Here is a 16,529-nt window from a genome sequence, read left to right on the forward strand (position 1 = left end):
GGCTTCGACACTTTGAGCAGCTCCGAGAAGATCGCGTGGCGATTTTCTGTCCGGAGTTGCGCATTTCAAAGACTTAGATCGTTTCACCATTGCGTGAAACGATCCGAGCTCTTCAGCTGACGAGCCAGAACAGTGCCGCGGCTATCAGAACGAACAGTCCAACAGCGGCTAGGAAACGCAGCGTGCCGGCGTTCGTATTGTCGCCGAGCACCCGATTCCAGTATTCGCCGCCAGTGGCGTCGTTCGCTTCGGCGCCCGCTTCGGTCGGCGTATTCGTAAGCGTCATCGCGACCTTTCCGTCGCCTCCACTAAGATTGCGCGGATGCGGCTGTGGCGGGTCGGGGCGCGCCCGATCCACCTCGCCGAGATAGGGCGCACCGCTTCCAGCATCGCCGGCATCGGCGACGTGATCGTCGGGCTCCGCGGCACCGCCGGGAGCGAGACCAGTCCGGATCGGCATGCTTTCCTGTTTCCCTGCCATAGTTGGCCTCCCTTGTGCAAAATGAGAAAGGGGGCGCCATCGCGCCCCCATCCGTGCTCAACTGCCGGACCGTTCAGCCGCTTCGGTTGGACTGGTTGTGGGATCCACCGGGTTCGGTCACGCCCTTCAGGCCGGTGCCGGCCATTTGCGGCTGTTCACGGGCCGCGTCGGCAAGCGAAACGATCCCGACCAGCTGCTTGTCATGGTTCACCACGGGCAGCCGTCGAACCTGGATGTCGCCCATGTTGCGCGCGACATCGTCCACCTCATCGTCGTCGAAGCAATATTTCACGTCCGTGGTCATGATGTCGGCCACCCGTGCCTGCGGGTCCATCCCATCGGCAACACCGCGCACGACGATGTCTCTGTCCGTTATCATGCCGATCAGGCGGTCATCGTCTCCGACCGGCATGAAGCCGATATCGTTTTCCGCCATCTGCCGCGCAACAGCCGTTATGGTGTCGTTGGGGCTTGCAAGATGAACGTCTCTTGTCATGATCTCCGATACACGCATTTGTTTTCTCCTTCACGTTTCGCCGGCGGCTTCATCGGCTGCCCGGGAAGGCTCGAGCCGCCGTTACGGCCGCTCAGCGCCCGCCGTCCGGGCGGGCCGCCGGATTTCCTTCGGGCGAAGCGGGCGCCCCAGCCCCCGCCGCGGTCTGCTTTTCGCGCCGCCTGCTGCCGTTGGCCGGGCCCCCGCTCTCCGGCGCGGGGCCGTCTCTCTGCGTTTCCGAACCCTGTATTTCCGGTCCCTGCATTTCTCTGGCGGCCTGCTCCCAGTGGCGCTGATGCTGCCCGTCCGGCCGGCCCTCCTGCTCCCAGATCGCATAGGCTCTGCGCCTGATAAGCTCTTCGCGTTCGTTGTCCGTGTCCCTTCGCTCGTCCATGTCCCTTACCTCGCCGCTGGACTTCGTTGATGGCGAGTTTCAAACGGCGCGACCGTCCATTTGTTCCGCCCGCGGCGCCATCCGCGCGGGACCTTCAAATGTGCTTTGGCGGCTCCGGATTTTCGTCCGGATTCAGGGACCGGAATTTCATCCGGAAGGCGGTCCGGATCGGGCTCCTCGATCGGCGGCTCGGGATACCATGGCGGCAAGTCCGGCGGCGGCGGCTCCGGTACTGGCTCCGGCTGACGCGGGTTCGGCATTTTCGTCTCCCTTAGTATGCGGGGGCGACACCCCTCTTCGGGGACAATCCCGACCGTGCGGGATTGTTCCGCCGGCGGCGCAGGGAACGGGGAGAAGCGCGGAACCCTTTGGGCCGATCGCGGGTTTGGCCCAACATCAGCAAGAGCAAAAGCCAGGAGAGAGCCCATGCCCAGACATCCGGACTATGGCAGATACGATCCTTACGGCCGTCGCGATTGGGCCCGCCGCGACTGGGAGAACGAGCGCCAGCGCGACCCTTACACCTATGGGTCCGAGCGCCGCGGTCGGGCGCGCAGCCGCTTCGACGAAGATGTGGAGCCGCGTGGCGCCGACTACGAGAGCTCGATGAACTGGCCGACCGGGAGCTACCGCGGCGGCGAACGCGAACGCTGGAGCGACGACGACTACGATCGTAGGGGCCGCGAGCGCTATTTCAGGGATTATCACGGCCCCGGTTATGGCTATCGCGGCGAGGGCCGTTACCGCGGCTACGGAGGTTACGGCGAAACGCGCGATTATCGTCACGACCGCGATTTTTTCGACCGCGCCAGCGACGAGGTCGCTTCCTGGTTCGGTGACGATGATGCCGAACGCAGGCGGGAAATGGACCGGCACCGCGGCAAGGGCCCGAAAGGCTACAGGCGCACCGACGGCCGCATCCAGGAAGATGTCAGCGACCGCCTGAGTGACGACGGCGCTCTCGACGCCTCCAACATCGAAGTGAGCGTGTCGAACGGCGAAGTACAGCTCAATGGTTCGGTGAGCTCCAAATGGGCGAAGCGCCGCGCCGAGGACTGTGCAGAAAATGTATCTGGAGTCACGAATGTGCAAAACAATCTGCGCATCGAGACGGCGGATACCGGCACTATTCAGCAGAACCCGAACCTCACCGATCTGAGTTGAGGCGATTGCGGGCGTGCGAGCCGAGGGTCGTTTGATCGCCTCGTCCCTGCTCGTCACAGGGATGAGGCGGAGAGATTTCAGTCCTCGGAAAAGTTTCCTACAGCGCCGCGCGTCTTAGCTGCTGCATGCTTTTGTTGTTCGGCTACGATCAATAGCGCACGGTCGGCACCATGAATCTAAACAGCCCTTAGTTGGAAGATCGTCGCTGCTCCGGGGCAGATCTTGCCTGCCGCGCCCTCGAGTGCGCCGAGCGCCGAAGAAAACTCAGCAAGCGTTGTTCCTCCACACGCAGTTCGCTGTCCGAGCGCCCGCGCGCCTGAAGCTGTCGCGCGGAGATCGAGGCCGACTTGTCGGCGAGAGCGAGCGCATCCGGATGAATGTAGCTGCTCCGGCTGATGGCGGGCGTGTTGTGAAGAACGGACGCAGCCGCTTCGCTCATCTGTTTGATCGTCGGCCACTCACCCTGTTCGATCGCGGTGCGAGCGGCCGTGAAAGCCGCGAGAGTGCCGCCCCAGGTCCGGAATGTCTTTGCAGATACCGCTGTTCCGGCCACCTCTGAAAGGTATCGGTTGAGCCGGCCGGAATCGACCGGCCGCAGGGCGTCGTTTTCATCCTTCCAGACGAAAAGCTGTCTGCCCGGCAGATCCGCGATCTCTTCGAGCAACCGCTGCAATTTGGGGCGGCGCAGCAGCCGCTGGACGCGCTTGCCGCCCTTGCCGATGAATTTCAGCTCTATGAAGCCGTCGCCCAGCCTGAGATGCCGCTTCAAAAGCGTCGTGGCACCATAGCTCCCATTGGCCTGCACGTAAGCCTGGTTGCCGGTGCGCAGATGGGCTTCGTCCAGCAGCGCGACCAGCGCGGCGAGCACGGTTTGCATGTTTTCCACGTCACCCTGCATGTGGCGCCGTATGGTGCGGCGTATCCTGGGCAACGCCTTGCCGAATTCCACCAGTTGCGCGAATTTGTCGGCGCTCCTGAGAGCCTGCCACGCGCTGTGATAGCGGTACTGTTTTCGTCCGCGTGCATCATAGCCCGTGGCCTGCAGATGCCCCCGTTCTTCGAGGCAGATCCAGACGTCTTCATAGGCAGGCGGCAGGCCCAGCGCCGCTATGCGGCTTTTGATCGACGGATCGGTAACGATCGAGCCGTCCGGCATTCGGTAGACAAACCCCTTGCCACGCCTTTGCCGCCGGATGCCCGGCTCGCTGTCGCTGACATAGACGAGCCCGGTTTCCTCGGGCACGAGACCGGCCGCCGCCAAGTTCCGCGGGCCATCCACGATCACGCAAGGCGGAGGTTCGAGCACGTCGACCATCGTTGCTCTAGCCATTGCCTCCCTCCTGCGGGACGAAGGCGACGACGCTCTGCGCCGGGATAGTGTCGCGATCCGCGCTGGCGAACGTGCCGAACGGTTCTTCGGCTGCCGTGTCGAGCACGCGTTGCCAGCGCCTGCTTCCGTTTCCGCGGGGAAGGGCTATCTCGCAATCACCGCCTGCATTGAGCACGAGGACGATCTCGCCGGCCGGCGAAGCTTCGCCCTGCCCGACGCGGCATATATAGGCGCAAATCAGGCGGAGCTCGGCGTCGTGCCAGGCATCCTCGTCCATGGGACTGCCATCCGCCTTGTACCAGGCGATTTCGACCCGTCCATTCTCGTCGGGCTCTCCGTCGAGGAATCGCTCCTGCCGCAAGACAGGATGGTCCTTGCGGAAGGCGAGGAGCTTGCGGCAGAAATCCACGAAGCTATCCTCCGCTCCGCTCCAATCGAGCCAGCCGATCTCGTTATCCTGGCAATAGGCGTTGTTGTTGCCCTGCTGGCTGTTTCCCAGCTCGTCGCCGCCGAGCACCATCGGCACGCCCTGGCTGATCATCAGGGTGGCGAGCATGGCCGCCCGCCGCCGTTTGCGCGCCTCGATGATCTCCCCGTTGTCGGTCGGGCCCTCGGCGCCCATGTTGTCGGAATGATTGTCGGAGTGACCGTCCCGGTTCTCCTCGCCGTTCGCCTCGTTGTGCTTTTCGCCGTAGGAGACCGTGTCCATCAGGGTGAAGCCGTCATGGGCGCTCACCAGGTTGATCGACGAGGTCGCGGCACGGTCCGAGTGCCTGAACTGCACGGGCGAACCGAGAATGCGCTCGGCAAGCACCGGAACCATGCCGCCGTCTCCCTTCCAGAAGCGCCGGACGTCGTCGCGGAACCGGTCGTTCCATTCGCGGAACGGCGGTGGGAAGCCGCCGAGCTGATAGCCGCCCTCGCCGACGTCCCAGGGTTCGGCGATCAGCTTCACACCCGCCAGGATAGGATCCTGCCGGATCGCGTCGAAGAAGCCGCCTTCGCGATCGAACTCCATGTATTCGCGGCCGAGCGTGCTTGCGAGATCGAAGCGGAAGCCGTCGATATGCATCACGCCCACCCAGTAACGCAGGCTGTCGAGGACCATGCGCAGCACCAGGGGATGGGCAACGTTGAGCGTGTTGCCGGTACCGGTCGTGTCGTAGGTGTGGCGCGGCTCGTCCGGCGACTGGCGGTAATAGCTGAAATTGTCGAGCCCGCGGAAGCTCAAGGTCGGGCCCCGTTCCGAGCCCTCGGCCGTATGGTTGTAGACGACATCCATCAAAACCTCGATGCCGACGGAATGAAACCGCTTCACCATCGTCTTGAATTCTGTAAAGCGGTCGCCCTTGAGATAGCGCTCGTGCGGCGCGAAGAATCCGAGCGTCTGATATCCCCAATAGTTTCTGAGATTCCGCTCCACCAGGTAACGGTCGTCGAGGAAATATTGCACCGGCATCAATTCGATCGCCGAAACGCCGAGCTTCGTCAGGTGCTCGATGATCGGATCGCTCGCCATGCCCAGGAACGTGCCACGCAGCTCGTCCGGCACGCCGGGATGCGTCATGGTCATGCCGCGGACATGCGTCTCGTAGATGATCGTTTCCGTCCAGGGACGGCGGATCGCTTCTTCGCCCGCCCAGTCGAAAGTCGGGTCCTGAACGACGCCCTTCACCATGAAGGGGGCGCTGTCGCGCTCGTCGAAGGAAAGATCGCCCTCGGGGCTGCCGATCGTGTATCCGAAGAGCGCATCGTCCCAGATGAGCTCACCCGCGACCAGCTTGGCGTAGGGATCGAGCAGCAGCTTGTTCGGATTGAAGCGGTGACCATTGTGCGGATCGTAAGGTCCGTGGGCGCGGTAGCCGTAGAGGGTGCCGGGACCGATACCCTCGATGTAACCGGACCAGATGTCGCCCTCGCGCTTCGGCAGCGGCATGCGCGCCGTTTCCTCGCGCCCGTCCGGGGAAAACAGGCAGAGCTCGATCTTCTCCGCATGCGCCGAGAAAACCGCAAAATGGGTCCCTTGCCCGGTGTATTCTGCACCGAGTTCAGGTTTTATGAAATCGAGTTCGGAAAAAGTCAGGTTCATTCAGTCGCGCCCTCTACCGCCTTGCCCGGCAGCTTTGATGCAACGCAACGGGCAGGCATTTGTTCCTGTTCCCGGACGAGTGCCGGGGAACTTTCCCCGCCCTTGGCCAGTTCCTCGCCTTTCATCTCGAGGGACATATCGATGCCGGCGAGTTCGACACGTGCACATTTCAGAAACAGCTGGGGCGCGAATTTCATCGACGGCGACACATGCCGGTTTCGTTTGTGGGCACCCGACGAGCGGGACGTCGATCTGGTTCTCGGCGGGGCCGCGCATAAGATGCAGTCACTCGATGGCGGCTGGTTCGAAATCACGCTGGAGGCGAAGGCGGGGGAGCGCTATTGCTTCCGCCTTGCCGACGGCACCGAGGTCGCCGATCCCGCCTCCTCGGCACAGGAGCGGGAAGCTTCCGGTAGGTCGATCGTCGTCGATCACGCCGCCTATGAATGGCAGGCTTCCTCCTGGCGCGGCAGGCCCTGGGAGGAGACGGTCATTTCGGAGTTGCATGTCGGCTGCTTCACGCCGGAGGGCACCTTCCGCGCTGCAATCGAGCGCTTGCCGCATCTGGCCGGGGCCGGAATCACCGCGATCGAGATCATGCCCGTCGCGCAATTCCCCGGTGTGCGGGGCTGGGGTTACGACGGCGTGCTGCACTATGCTCCGCATAATGCCTACGGCAAGCCGGATGACCTGAAGGCGCTCGTGGATGCGGCCCATTCGCTCGGTCTGACGGTCCTGCTCGATGTCGTTTACAACCACTTCGGGCCGGAGGGAAATTACCTTTCCCGCTATGCGAGCCGCTTCTTCAATAAGGATCGCCCGACACCGTGGGGAGCGTCGATCGCCTTCGAGGAGGAAGCGGTCCGGCGCTACTTCATCGAGAACGCGCTCTACTGGCTCGGCGAATTCCGTTTCGACGGATTGCGTCTCGATGCGACCGAACAGATCCGCGATACGACCCGGCCGCATTTTCTCCTCGCGCTGGAGCACGAGGTTCGGGAAACGTTCGCCGAGCGCCAGATCCACCTGGTGCTGGAAGACGCTCACCGCCGAAGAAGCCTTCTGCAGCGCGACGCGAGCGGCACGCGCATGCTCTTCGATGCGGGATGGAACGACGATCTTCACAATGCTCTCCACGTCGTGGCGACCGGCGAAACCAAGGGCCACTATCGCCCCTTCGCCGACGAGCCCTGGGGCAAGATCCGCAGCGCGTTGGCCGATGGCTTCGCCGTGCCGGCAAAGGATGACAATTTCTCTCCTGAGGGGAGCCGAGCCCGCGTGCCGCCGCAAGGCCGCGTAAATTTCCTGCAGAACCACGACCAGATCGGCAACCGCGCCTTCGGCGAACGTCTCGCCTCGCTCCTCCAGGAGGACAGGCTGCGCGTTTTGGCGGCGATGCACATGCTGACGCCGCAAATCCCTCTCCTGTTCATGGGTGAAGAATACGGCGAGACGCAGCCCTTCTGTTTCTTCGCCGACTACCAGGGGGAAATAGCCGAGGCTATCCGGCTGGGACGCCGGGACGAAGCCGAAAATTTCGGCGGCCTTCCAGAGGGCAAGACGATGGATGATCTGCCCGATCCGCTTGACCCGGCCGTCTTTGCCGGCTCAAAGCTGCGTTGGAGCCGCGCGACAAGCCCTGCCGGCGAGCGATATCTTGCCTATATGCGCGACCTCGCCGGGATAAGGCAGCGGCACATCGTGCCGCTGATCGCCGGCACCGCCGTACCGGATTGCCGTGCATACGAGACCAAGGACGGCATCATCGCCGTCGACTGGCAGTTCGGGGAGGCTTGCCTGGAACTGCGCGTCAATCTTTTGCAGGAGACACAGGCCGTTCCCGCAATACGCGGTCAGCCGATCTTCACGAGCGACACGTCCGGGAGCGAGACCGTCGACGGCAGCGAGTTGGCCGGTCCAGGCATCGCCGTCGCCATTGCGCGGTGACACGCCATCGGCAGACAGGGGAACATGCCTTGAGCCTCACGGTTAGACGCCGCGGCGAGTATAAAGGGGAGCGCCTCGAGGAACGATGCCGAAACAGCCTGCGAAGCTTGGACCGGCCCTTGCCGGCGAACACGCCGAGGCAAAGACGATTGCCTCTCTGCGGCGGCAGGCGGAGGGTTGCGAGCGCTGCGACCTCTACAAGAACGCCACCCAACTGGTCTTCGGCGAGGGCCCGGTCGACGCCCGTGTCGTGCTCGTCGGCGAACAGCCCGGCGACCGCGAGGACCTTGCCGGGCGCCCCTTCGTCGGACCCGCCGGGCGCGTCCTGGACGAATGCCTGCACGAAGCCGGCATCGATCGGTCGGAGTGCTATCTCACCAATGCCGTCAAACACTTCAAATTCGAACAGCGCGGCAAGCGCCGGCTGCATTCGCGGCCGAATGCCGGTGAGATTCAGGCCTGCGCCTGGTGGCTCGGCGCCGAACTCGATGAGCTCCGCCCCGAAATCGTCGTCGCGCTCGGGGCCACGGCGCTGATGTCCCTGCTCGGGCGAAGCGTGGGTGTCACCAGAAACCGCGGCGAGCTTCTGACGGCGCCCGGGGGCTTCTCCGTTCTCGTGACCATCCACCCCTCTTATCTTCTGAGAATCCGAGGCAGATCCGACCCCGAAGCGGAACGCGCCCGGTTTGTCGACGATCTCGCCAAGGTCAAGGCTCGCACCGGTTGACGGTCAGGACTGCCGGTCGAGTTCCGGATAGTGGCGGAAGACGCCGGATTCGTTGAAGGCGAGCCGCCGCTCCGAGGCCAGATAGCTCAGAATTCTCGGGCGTGCACGAACGGCATCATGCAAGGCGACCAGTCCGGGAATGTTTGCCTCATAGGCATCCATCGCCTTGGGAAAGGCATAGCGGAGGCCTTCGATCACCTGGAAAAGCGAAAGATCGACGTAGCTCAACCGGTCCGAGACCATATGGCTCGGCCCCTTGGGGTTCTGTGTGAGCACGCGTTCGAAATAGCCGAGATACTTCGGCAGGCGCTCGGAGAGGAAATCGGCCGACCGCCTTAGCGCTTCGGGCTTTTGGTCCTCGAAATAGAGAGACAGGCCGATCGGATGATGCGTGTCGTGAATCTCCGCAACGAAATCGGTGATCGTCAGCTGCAGACCATTGGTGAGGGTTCGAAGTCCCTCGTCCTCGGCAACAAGCCCGAGCCTCGGCCCGAGATAAAAAAGGATGTTGGCGACGTGGCTTATGACGAGGTCGCCATCGACGAGGAACGGGGGAGCGAAGGGAGCGGCGGCCTCACCGGGCTCCTTCATAAGCTTCAGCATTTCATTCGTGCCGTCCGGCTGGCGGGCAATGTCGACGTAATCCGCGCCGGCCTCCTCCAGCGCGAGGCGCACGAATTCACCGCGGCCGGGAATGCCGTCCCAGTAATAGAGCTTGTATGGCATGAAAGGTCCCCTTCTTTGCCAGCATTCATCTTTGTTCGCGGCCGGAGTCTTTTCTGAGCACGATTGAAGGAAACATACAGCCGCGCCATTCGTTCCGGTTCGGCAGGGAACGGAACATCCCTGCGCCGAGGAGAAAACCAATGAAAATCGAAGAGCTCATGTTCGCCGAAAGCGGCGGCGTACCGAACAACCCGCGCCTGCCGGTCCTGGTCTATCGTCAAGCGGTCGACGTTACCGAAAATGGAGCCGCACGGATAGAGGAACGCTTCCGGGCCAATGGTTGGCGCGGCCTGTGGCGCAACGGCGTCTTTGCCCATCACCATTACCATTGCGGTGCGCACGAGGTTCTCGGAATCGCGGAAGGCCGGGCACGGCTGCTGATCGGAGGGCCGGAGGGACAGGAGGTCGAGGTCGCAGCCGGCGACGTCATCCTCCTCCCGGCGGGTACGGGCCACCGCCGGAACGAGGCTAGCGTGGATTTCCTGGTCGTCGGCGGCTATCCGCCCGGTCAGGATGCCGAGATCCAGAGCGGCGCCGCGACCGCGGATGACCGCAAGGCAATCGCCTCGGTGCCGCTGCCGAGCCTGGACCCCATTCTCGGCGCAGAAGGACCTGCGGTCACCGTGTGGCAGTCCGCCATGAATGCGGGGCGCGGTCTCGGCGAAGCACAGGGCCACTGATCACTCGCCGCAGTCGTCAGCGCAGCCAGACCGGGAGATCGGCGGCGGTGCGGCAGCCCGCTGCCCGCTCTTTCAATCCCAGTTTTTCCCAGGCGAATTTCTGGGCAGCGATCTGTGCCATTTCCTTGGTCTCGTAGATGTCCGGCAGGACGTATGCCTTACGGCCACACGACAGGAGCGCCCTGTGGCTCAGCAGATCGTAGTGAAGCTCGAGGTATTCTTCGGAATGCATGGAACCCTCCCAAGTGGCGATAAGGAAAACGGCAGCCGTCGCGGGAAGTTCCATGCTGCCCGCCGATTGCTGCGACGGTCAGCGCTGCCGACGGAACATAGACGTCGCTTTCGAGTTGATGACGCTTACGGGAGTTCAGTCATGAGCACGAACAAACATGGAGAACCGCGCCCGGGGGCTGATGCGCGCCCGCTCGACCCACCGAGCGTCGACGAGCCGATCGACGCATGGGGGCGAGATCGGAAGAGCGCGCCGGGGGTCGGGAACCAACTCGACGAACTACGCGAGCGCATCGCCCGGCTACAATCCGAAATCGACGCCATCGCGACCGAGACCCACACGGCCGTAGGCACGGTGCCCGGAGGCGACAGGCTCGAAACAGCAAAAGACGTGGTTGCTGAAAAGCGCGACGAGATCAATCGACTGACCGCGCGTCTCGAAGAGATCGAGCAGACACTTGGCGGTAACGCCTAGTTTGCCGGACCTAAAACACGGTCATCCATACGCCGCGCCAGAAGAGCGAATCCGGGTCATCAAGGCGCTCGCATTCGTCGGTCGAAGGCTTCCGGATTTTTGCAGGCGCCAGCTCGATGCCGGTAAGAGGAGGCACAGGGCGCCCTTCGCGCTCTGTCGCGGGTTCCGGTTTCTTGATCGTAAGCATCGCGAGATCCTTTCCGCCGTAAAGGCATTCCGGCCTCAAGTGCTCCTTCCGCTTCCTCTTCCGAGGTCCGACTTCGGCTCAGTCCCGGTTAATGAATTTACAGAAGCGGCTGGGTTGTCCGTCGTCAGTCATGTCCTGATGGAGGAAGGCCAGATTCTCGTCGTCGAAGATCTTGAAGAATTCGTCCCAGGAAATCTTCTCCAGCGTGTCTTCCGGTTTGCCGAAATCAACGCGAAGCAGACCACCACCGCCTTCGGTCGCGCCCTTCACGCGCGCCGGCTGCCCCTTGCGGGCTTCTATCCAATTGCGGATCGTGTCGTGGTCGATCGTAGTCATCGCAGCGGTCATCGGAAACTCCATCAACTGGCATGCCGGCGGCGCCTCCGTATCCGAAGCGCCATCCTCAGCGGCAGCGAAAGCGGTGTGCGCTCAACGCGCCCCAGCTGTGTAAATCGATCGCTGCGCTTATTGTTCCGCCTCAGCGCCGTGCGCGGTCGCTTGGCTCCGCGGCGGTTGCCTCGTCGTCGTGCGGTTCCCAGCCGAATATGCTGCGCCCGCCGAAACGCGCGGAGTCCCTGAATTCGCCCGCGACGATCTCCTTGAGGTCGGGACCGGTGACGTAGCGCTCCAGCCGGCGCGATTGCTCGTCGAGCCGCTTCAGAGCCGCAAGCTCTTCTTCGCGCCCGAGGCGGCCCTTGCTGACCGCGGACTTCATGATCCTGATCGTCTCGTCGTAGACTTTCAACGGCACGGGGAACGGATGGCGGTCCTTGCCGCCATGGGCGAGCGAAAAGCGGGCAGGGTCCGAGAACCTGCAAGGCGTCCCGTGGACCACCTCCGCGACCATCGCCAGCGCCTTGACCGTCCGCGCGCCCACGCCCGGCACCAGCAGCAGGTCCTTGAAATCCGCCGGACCACGGTCGGCGGCGGCGGCGAAGTTGCCGTGAAGGCGCCGGAGATTGACATCGCTTTCGCGTACATCGTGATGGGCAGGCATGAAGAGATGCGGCAGCATCGGCTGTGCCGGCGAGGCCACAGGAACCCCGGGAGACTCGATCCGGGCGACCTCGCGCAAGAGCCCGTCGGGCCCGAATGACTGGAGGAGATCGAGCTGCGCAGTCCTCGATGCGGCGGCGCGGCGGTCGGCCAGATTGACGATCTCGCCCTGTTCTCTGCCTTCGATCGCGCTATGCGGCGCGTCGACGAAGCTTGTCAGGCCCTCCGAGAGCCAGTGATAGCGCCTCGCCTGCCGGCGGTCGCCGTTCATGCCCTGCTGGACGACCACCCACCTGGCATCGTCCGTGACGACGAAACCGTGCAGGTAGAGATCGAAGCCGTCCTGAACGGCCGCACTGTCGACCTTGGCGACGAGGCGGCTCGCTTCTGCCAATGCGCCGCCATCGAAACCGACACGATCGCCGATCGATATGAGTTCGCCCGGCGTCTTGCGGGAGTGCTGGCCGCGGCCGCCGCAGACATGGATGCCCAACTCGCCGGCAAGCGGGGTAAGACCGCGTTTCAACGCACCGATGACGCTCGTGGTGATACCGGAGGAATGCCAGTCCATGCCCATGACGGCACCGAAGGACTGGAACCAGAACGGATGCGCAAGCCGCCTAAGAAACTCGTCGCGTCCATAGTGATGAACCACCGCTTCGGTGACCAGCGCGCCGAGGCGCGTCATACGGTCGCCGAGCCATCGCGGCACGCGGCCGCCATGCAGCGGGAGATCCGCATTGCCTGCTCTTTGAGCCATAGTGTTTCCGTTCTGCGTCCCGACCGACAGGGCGCGTCGCCATCAGGCGCCGCGCCGATCCACTTAACATAGTGGAAATTGGAGCACGAAGCGAAAAACGCAGGCACGAGGACGCGCCGCGCACGATGACAACCTTGAGAACGAGTGCGAACCCAAGCCGTCGGAGGACGACGCCGCGGATCGAAGGCAATCCGCCAGCCGGAGGCGATGGGAGCACCGCAGTGCGAGCGGTTAAGCCTTCGCACTGCGGCCCGCCTCCTCCGGCGGCCGCCTTCGATCACGACCCTCGATATGCCGTCGCCTGCCCTAGCCGACAAACATCTGGCGCAACCGAGCAAACAGGCCTGGCTGTTTCTCGACAAGCATTGCGCGGATGTGGCGGGCGGCCGTCGATGCGCTGACCGTCGCGCCGAAATGGCAATAGCAGATGACCTTATGTAATTGCTCGTCGCTCAGCTCGAAAAACCGCCTGGCTTCGCCGTAGCTGTCGTTCTCCATCCCGGCGGTCCGGAAGACCGGATCCTCGAAGGCGACGGAGATCGGCGAACCGTCGCCGCGCATGGCCGCGCGGACTCTCGCCGGCTGATACTCTGTCTCGTGCAGCGTCGAAAGGCGTCTGTGAGGATCACGTTCCAGGAGTTCCGCCCAACGCTCAAGGCGCTCCTTGCGCGATAACGTCCGTCGCGGCAGGTCCTGCTTGACCTCGGCGACGCCCTGTAACTGCTCGATTGCTTGGTGCTTCATTGCGACCTCCTACTCTTACGATAGTTGGTCCCCCAATTTCCACCTCGTAGGCCTTATCAGCGTGACTCCAACCGGTCGGGAAGTCCAATCACGAAAATAGATCATGCCAAATTTGGCGCATGGCGTCGCACGCGGCGGCGCTCGTCACCCCTTGACGGCGCCGGACGTCAGCCCCGCGACGATCTTGCGCTGGAAGATCAGGACGAGAACGAGCAGCGGCAGCGTCACCGTGACCGACGCGGCCATGATCTGGCCGAACGGATATTCATAGCGGCTGCTACCCGTCAGAAGGCCGATCGCGACCGGAACCGTCCGGTTCTCGTCGGTCAGGATGAAGGTGAGCGCGAAGAGGAATTCGTTCCATGCGAGGATGAACGACAGCAGACCGGTGCTGGCAATCGCAGGCCCCATCAGAGGCAGCAGCACATGGGTGAGAATGCGCAGGCGCGAACAGCCGTCGATGAGCGCCGCCTCCTCCAATTCGTTCGGCAGGTCTCGGATGAAGCTCGTCAGGATCCATGTCGTAAAGGGCAAAGTGAGAATGAGATAGGAAACGATCAGGGCCGACGGCCGGTTGTAGAGCCCGAGCCATCCGATCACCTCGAACATTCCCGAAAGCACCACCACTTGCGGGAAGACCGAGATCATGAGAACGGCGATCAGAACGATGCGGCCCGGAGGAAAATGCAGGCGGCCGAGCGCGTAAGCTGCAAGAATGCCGATGACGAGGGAGATCGCCGTGCTGACAAGCGCGACCACGCCGGAATTGACGAGCGCGCCCATGAATACCGGATTGTCGAACAATTGCCTGTAGTTGCTGAAATCGAGCGCCGGCAGCAGAGTGAACTGGTAAAGCGCCTGCCCCGTCTTGGTCGAGGAGACGATCGCCCAGTAGTAGGGAAACAGCATGTAGACGAGGACGGCCGCCACGCCGGCATAGAGTCCGGCCGTCTTGACGCGGCGCAAGGTCCGGTACGTCGCGTTCGAATAGCGTCTCGTCGTGGCTGCGCTCACCGTCATCGATACCCCCTCAGCCCGTCGCCCGATCGAGGCGCAAAAGCCCGACGATGACGATGGCGATCAGCCCGATGATCATGAACACCCAGGTGGAAGCAGCGGCTCCAAGGCCGAGGTCCTGAAAGCTGATGAGCTGGTCGCGCGCATAGATCGACATCGTCATCGTGTTCTCGTTGTTGGCCGCAAGCACGTAGCTCAGATCGAACATGCGGAGCGCGTCGAGCGCGCGGAAGAGTATCGCGACGCCGATCGCCGGCGTCGCGAGCGGCAAGGTTATGGACCAGAAGCGTTTCCAGTGCGGCACGCCGGAAACGTCCGCTGCCTCGTAGATTTCCTCGGGGATCAGTTGCAGGCCGGCGAGAATGAGGAGCACCATGAAGGGCGTCGTCACCCAGACGTCGATGAAGATCACCGTCCCGAGGATCAGCGAAGGATCGGCTGTCCAGGCGACGCCCTTTTCGACGAGTCCCAACGCGACCAGGAACTTGTTGATCAGGCCGAACTGATCGTTGAGCATCCATTCCCAGATCCGGGCCGAGACGACCATCGGCATCGCCCAGGGAATGAGGATCGCCGCCCGCACGATGCCGCGGCCGGGAAAAGCGCGGTGAAGGAGCAAGGCGATCGCAAGTCCGAGAAGCGTCTCCGACCCGACGGATACCAGCGTGAAGACGAGCGTGTTCCTGACCGCGCCCCAGAACACCGGGTCTTCTGCAACTTCCACGAAATTCTCGAAACCCACGAATCCGTAATCCGAAGGGGCATCGAGATAAGCGTCGGTGAAGGAGAAAAAAATGCTGCGGGCGAGCGGCCATATCGCCACCGCCACCAGCGTCAGCAGCAACGGGAGCAGGAATATCCATGCGGTGCGGCGTTGCTGCCGCTCCATCCGGCGGGCGGCGTTCACGACGAGGCTCCAAGGGCCAATGGAACGCTCGCGCGGTGATCGATGCGCCGGCCATCCTCTCCGAAGAGATAGAGACTTTCCGGTTGCCAGCTCAGTCCGACGGGGTCGCCGGGGGCGACTTGCGGTGGACTTCCCGTCGAACGAACCGTCCAGACCAGCGTCTCGGTGAGCCGCACATAGCAGACATATTCATAGCCGAGGTCCTCGATCCGCTCGAAGGTTCCGCGGATCGCGCCTTTCGTGTCGGCACCGACAAGCTTCAAAGCCTCCGGCCGCAAGCCGATTTCCGCAGGCCTTCCTTCGGCCGCGAGATATTCCGCGGCGTAGGCGAAGCCGCCTGCCCCCCTCAGAACCGTAGCGGCGGAGCCGGTCGCTTCGAGCGGGGCGAAATTCATTCTCGGGCTTCCGAGGAAGCCGGCAACGAAGCGATTTTCCGGCCGGTCGTAAAGCTCGCGCGGCCGCCCCACCTGCTCGATCTGCCCGTGGTTTAGAATGACGATCCGGTCGGCGAGCGTCATCGCTTCCGTCTGGTCGTGGGTGACATAGATCATCGTCGTCTTGACGTCGGCGTGCAGCTTGGCGATCTCGAAGCGCATTTCCATGCGCAGGTCCGCGTCGAGATTGGAAAGCGGCTCGTCGAAGAGGAAGACTTCCGGTTGGCCGACCAGCGCCCGGCCGATCGCCACGCGTTGCCGCTGACCGCCGGAAAGCTGGCGCGGCCGACGCTCGAGCAGGTGACCGATCTTCAGCATGTCCGCGACCCTGGCGACACGGCGACGGATTTCATCCTTGCCGAGCCGCGCCGTTTCCAACGCAAAGCCGATGTTTCGCGCCACATTCATATGCGGGTAGAGCGCGTATGATTGGAAGACGAAGGCCAGTCCACGTTTGGACGCCGGCACGTCCGTCACTTGGTCGCCGCCGATAAACACGTCGCCGCCGGAAACCGGCACGAGCCCGGCGATCAGTCGCAGAAGCGTCGACTTCCCGCAACCGGATGGGCCGACGAAGACGACGAACTCCCGTCCTCGATCTCGAGATCGATGGAGCGGATCACGTCATAGGTGCCGAAGGTCTTGCTGACGTTCTTCAGGGAGACCGAAGCCATTCCATTTCCCTTCCAGGCCTTTCGCGGCAGCGCGTGGAACGCAGCCGGTTTCGATGAGGCGCCCCCGGCCGGG

General features: G+C 63.2%; 17 protein-coding genes and 1 pseudogene. 5 read left to right on the forward strand and 13 right to left on the reverse strand.

What is annotated here, in order from left to right:
- Positions 1-112: 112 nt before the first annotated feature.
- From N0Q91_RS24140 to N0Q91_RS24150, 3 genes are all read right to left on the reverse strand, one after another.
- Positions 113-481: a hypothetical protein gene (locus tag N0Q91_RS24140; protein ID WP_275599311.1), complete on the reverse strand. Its 369-nt coding sequence runs from the start codon at positions 479-481 to the stop codon at positions 113-115.
- 73 nt (positions 482-554) lie between these two features.
- On the reverse strand, positions 555-995 hold the full coding sequence (locus N0Q91_RS24145) for a CBS domain-containing protein (RefSeq protein WP_010976090.1): 441 nt from the start codon (positions 993-995) through the stop codon (positions 555-557).
- 73 nt (positions 996-1,068) lie between these two features.
- Entirely contained in the window at positions 1,069-1,368 is a 300-nt protein-coding gene (locus tag N0Q91_RS24150; RefSeq protein WP_275599312.1) for a DUF2934 domain-containing protein, read from the reverse strand.
- Positions 1,369-1,794: 426 nt separating this feature from the next.
- On the opposite strand from N0Q91_RS24150, the gene N0Q91_RS24155 reads away from it, so the two are divergent.
- A complete protein-coding gene (locus N0Q91_RS24155) occupies positions 1,795-2,532 on the forward strand; it encodes a BON domain-containing protein (protein WP_275599313.1) in 738 nt (245 codons plus the stop codon).
- Between the two features lie 187 nt (positions 2,533-2,719).
- Here N0Q91_RS24155 and N0Q91_RS24160 read toward each other — a convergent pair whose 3' ends face one another.
- Both N0Q91_RS24160 and glgX read right to left on the reverse strand, forming a co-directional pair.
- Entirely contained in the window at positions 2,720-3,862 is a 1,143-nt protein-coding gene (locus N0Q91_RS24160) for a DNA topoisomerase IB (protein ID WP_275599314.1), read from the reverse strand.
- Positions 3,855-5,951 carry a glycogen debranching protein GlgX gene (glgX, locus tag N0Q91_RS24165; protein ID WP_275599315.1) on the reverse strand — a complete coding sequence of 699 codons (2,097 nt, stop codon included), beginning with the start codon at positions 5,949-5,951 and terminating at the stop codon, positions 3,855-3,857. The genes N0Q91_RS24160 and glgX overlap by 8 nt, the downstream gene beginning before the upstream one ends.
- A 141-nt stretch (positions 5,952-6,092) precedes the next feature.
- Between glgX and treZ the strand changes: the two genes are divergently transcribed.
- Together treZ and N0Q91_RS24175 are read left to right on the forward strand one after the other, a co-directional pair.
- The gene (gene treZ / locus N0Q91_RS24170; protein ID WP_275599316.1) at positions 6,093-7,898 is read left to right on the forward strand and encodes a malto-oligosyltrehalose trehalohydrolase; all 1,806 of its coding nucleotides are present in this window, start codon (positions 6,093-6,095) and stop codon (positions 7,896-7,898) included.
- A gap of 85 nt (positions 7,899-7,983) precedes the next feature.
- A complete protein-coding gene (locus N0Q91_RS24175) occupies positions 7,984-8,625 on the forward strand; it encodes a UdgX family uracil-DNA binding protein (protein ID WP_275599317.1) in 642 nt (213 codons plus the stop codon).
- A 3-nt stretch (positions 8,626-8,628) separates the two neighbouring features.
- On the opposite strand, the gene N0Q91_RS24180 is transcribed toward N0Q91_RS24175, so the two are convergent.
- Positions 8,629-9,351, reverse strand: coding sequence for a glutathione S-transferase (locus N0Q91_RS24180; RefSeq protein ID WP_275599318.1), 723 nt, complete (start codon positions 9,349-9,351; stop codon positions 8,629-8,631).
- Between the two features lie 140 nt (positions 9,352-9,491).
- Between N0Q91_RS24180 and N0Q91_RS24185 the strand changes: the two genes are divergently transcribed.
- Positions 9,492-10,031 (forward strand): cupin domain-containing protein, encoded by a 540-nt coding sequence (locus tag N0Q91_RS24185; protein ID WP_275599319.1) that lies wholly within the window; start codon positions 9,492-9,494, stop codon positions 10,029-10,031.
- 16 nt (positions 10,032-10,047) lie between these two features.
- Here N0Q91_RS24185 and N0Q91_RS24190 read toward each other — a convergent pair whose 3' ends face one another.
- The gene (locus tag N0Q91_RS24190) at positions 10,048-10,263 is read right to left on the reverse strand and encodes a hypothetical protein (protein ID WP_026169042.1); all 216 of its coding nucleotides are present in this window, start codon (positions 10,261-10,263) and stop codon (positions 10,048-10,050) included.
- Between the two features lie 141 nt (positions 10,264-10,404).
- Between N0Q91_RS24190 and N0Q91_RS24195 the strand changes: the two genes are divergently transcribed.
- On the forward strand, positions 10,405-10,737 hold the full coding sequence (locus tag N0Q91_RS24195; RefSeq protein ID WP_275599320.1) for a hypothetical protein: 333 nt from the start codon (positions 10,405-10,407) through the stop codon (positions 10,735-10,737).
- A gap of 265 nt (positions 10,738-11,002) precedes the next feature.
- Here N0Q91_RS24195 and N0Q91_RS24200 read toward each other — a convergent pair whose 3' ends face one another.
- The 6 genes and pseudogenes from N0Q91_RS24200 to N0Q91_RS24225 all read right to left on the reverse strand — a co-directional run bounded on the left by N0Q91_RS24200 (position 11,003) and on the right by N0Q91_RS24225 (position 16,456).
- The gene (locus N0Q91_RS24200) at positions 11,003-11,272 is read right to left on the reverse strand and encodes a hypothetical protein (RefSeq protein ID WP_086017526.1); all 270 of its coding nucleotides are present in this window, start codon (positions 11,270-11,272) and stop codon (positions 11,003-11,005) included.
- A gap of 130 nt (positions 11,273-11,402) precedes the next feature.
- On the reverse strand, positions 11,403-12,680 hold the full coding sequence (locus tag N0Q91_RS24205) for a DUF763 domain-containing protein (RefSeq protein WP_275599321.1): 1,278 nt from the start codon (positions 12,678-12,680) through the stop codon (positions 11,403-11,405).
- 306 nt (positions 12,681-12,986) lie between these two features.
- Positions 12,987-13,424, reverse strand: coding sequence for a hypothetical protein (locus tag N0Q91_RS24210; RefSeq protein ID WP_018099016.1), 438 nt, complete (start codon positions 13,422-13,424; stop codon positions 12,987-12,989).
- Positions 13,425-13,568: 144 nt separating this feature from the next.
- The gene (locus N0Q91_RS24215; RefSeq protein ID WP_275599322.1) at positions 13,569-14,444 is read right to left on the reverse strand and encodes a carbohydrate ABC transporter permease; all 876 of its coding nucleotides are present in this window, start codon (positions 14,442-14,444) and stop codon (positions 13,569-13,571) included.
- 10 nt (positions 14,445-14,454) lie between these two features.
- Entirely contained in the window at positions 14,455-15,348 is an 894-nt protein-coding gene (locus N0Q91_RS24220; RefSeq protein ID WP_275599323.1) for a carbohydrate ABC transporter permease, read from the reverse strand.
- A pseudogene (locus tag N0Q91_RS24225) lies at positions 15,345-16,456 on the reverse strand (ABC transporter ATP-binding protein). The gene N0Q91_RS24220 and the pseudogene N0Q91_RS24225 overlap by 4 nt, the downstream one beginning before the upstream one ends.
- Positions 16,457-16,529: the final 73 nt, after the last annotated feature.

Source organism: Sinorhizobium prairiense (assembly GCF_029201645.2).
Taxonomy (GTDB): domain Bacteria; phylum Pseudomonadota; class Alphaproteobacteria; order Rhizobiales; family Rhizobiaceae; genus Sinorhizobium; species Sinorhizobium meliloti_A.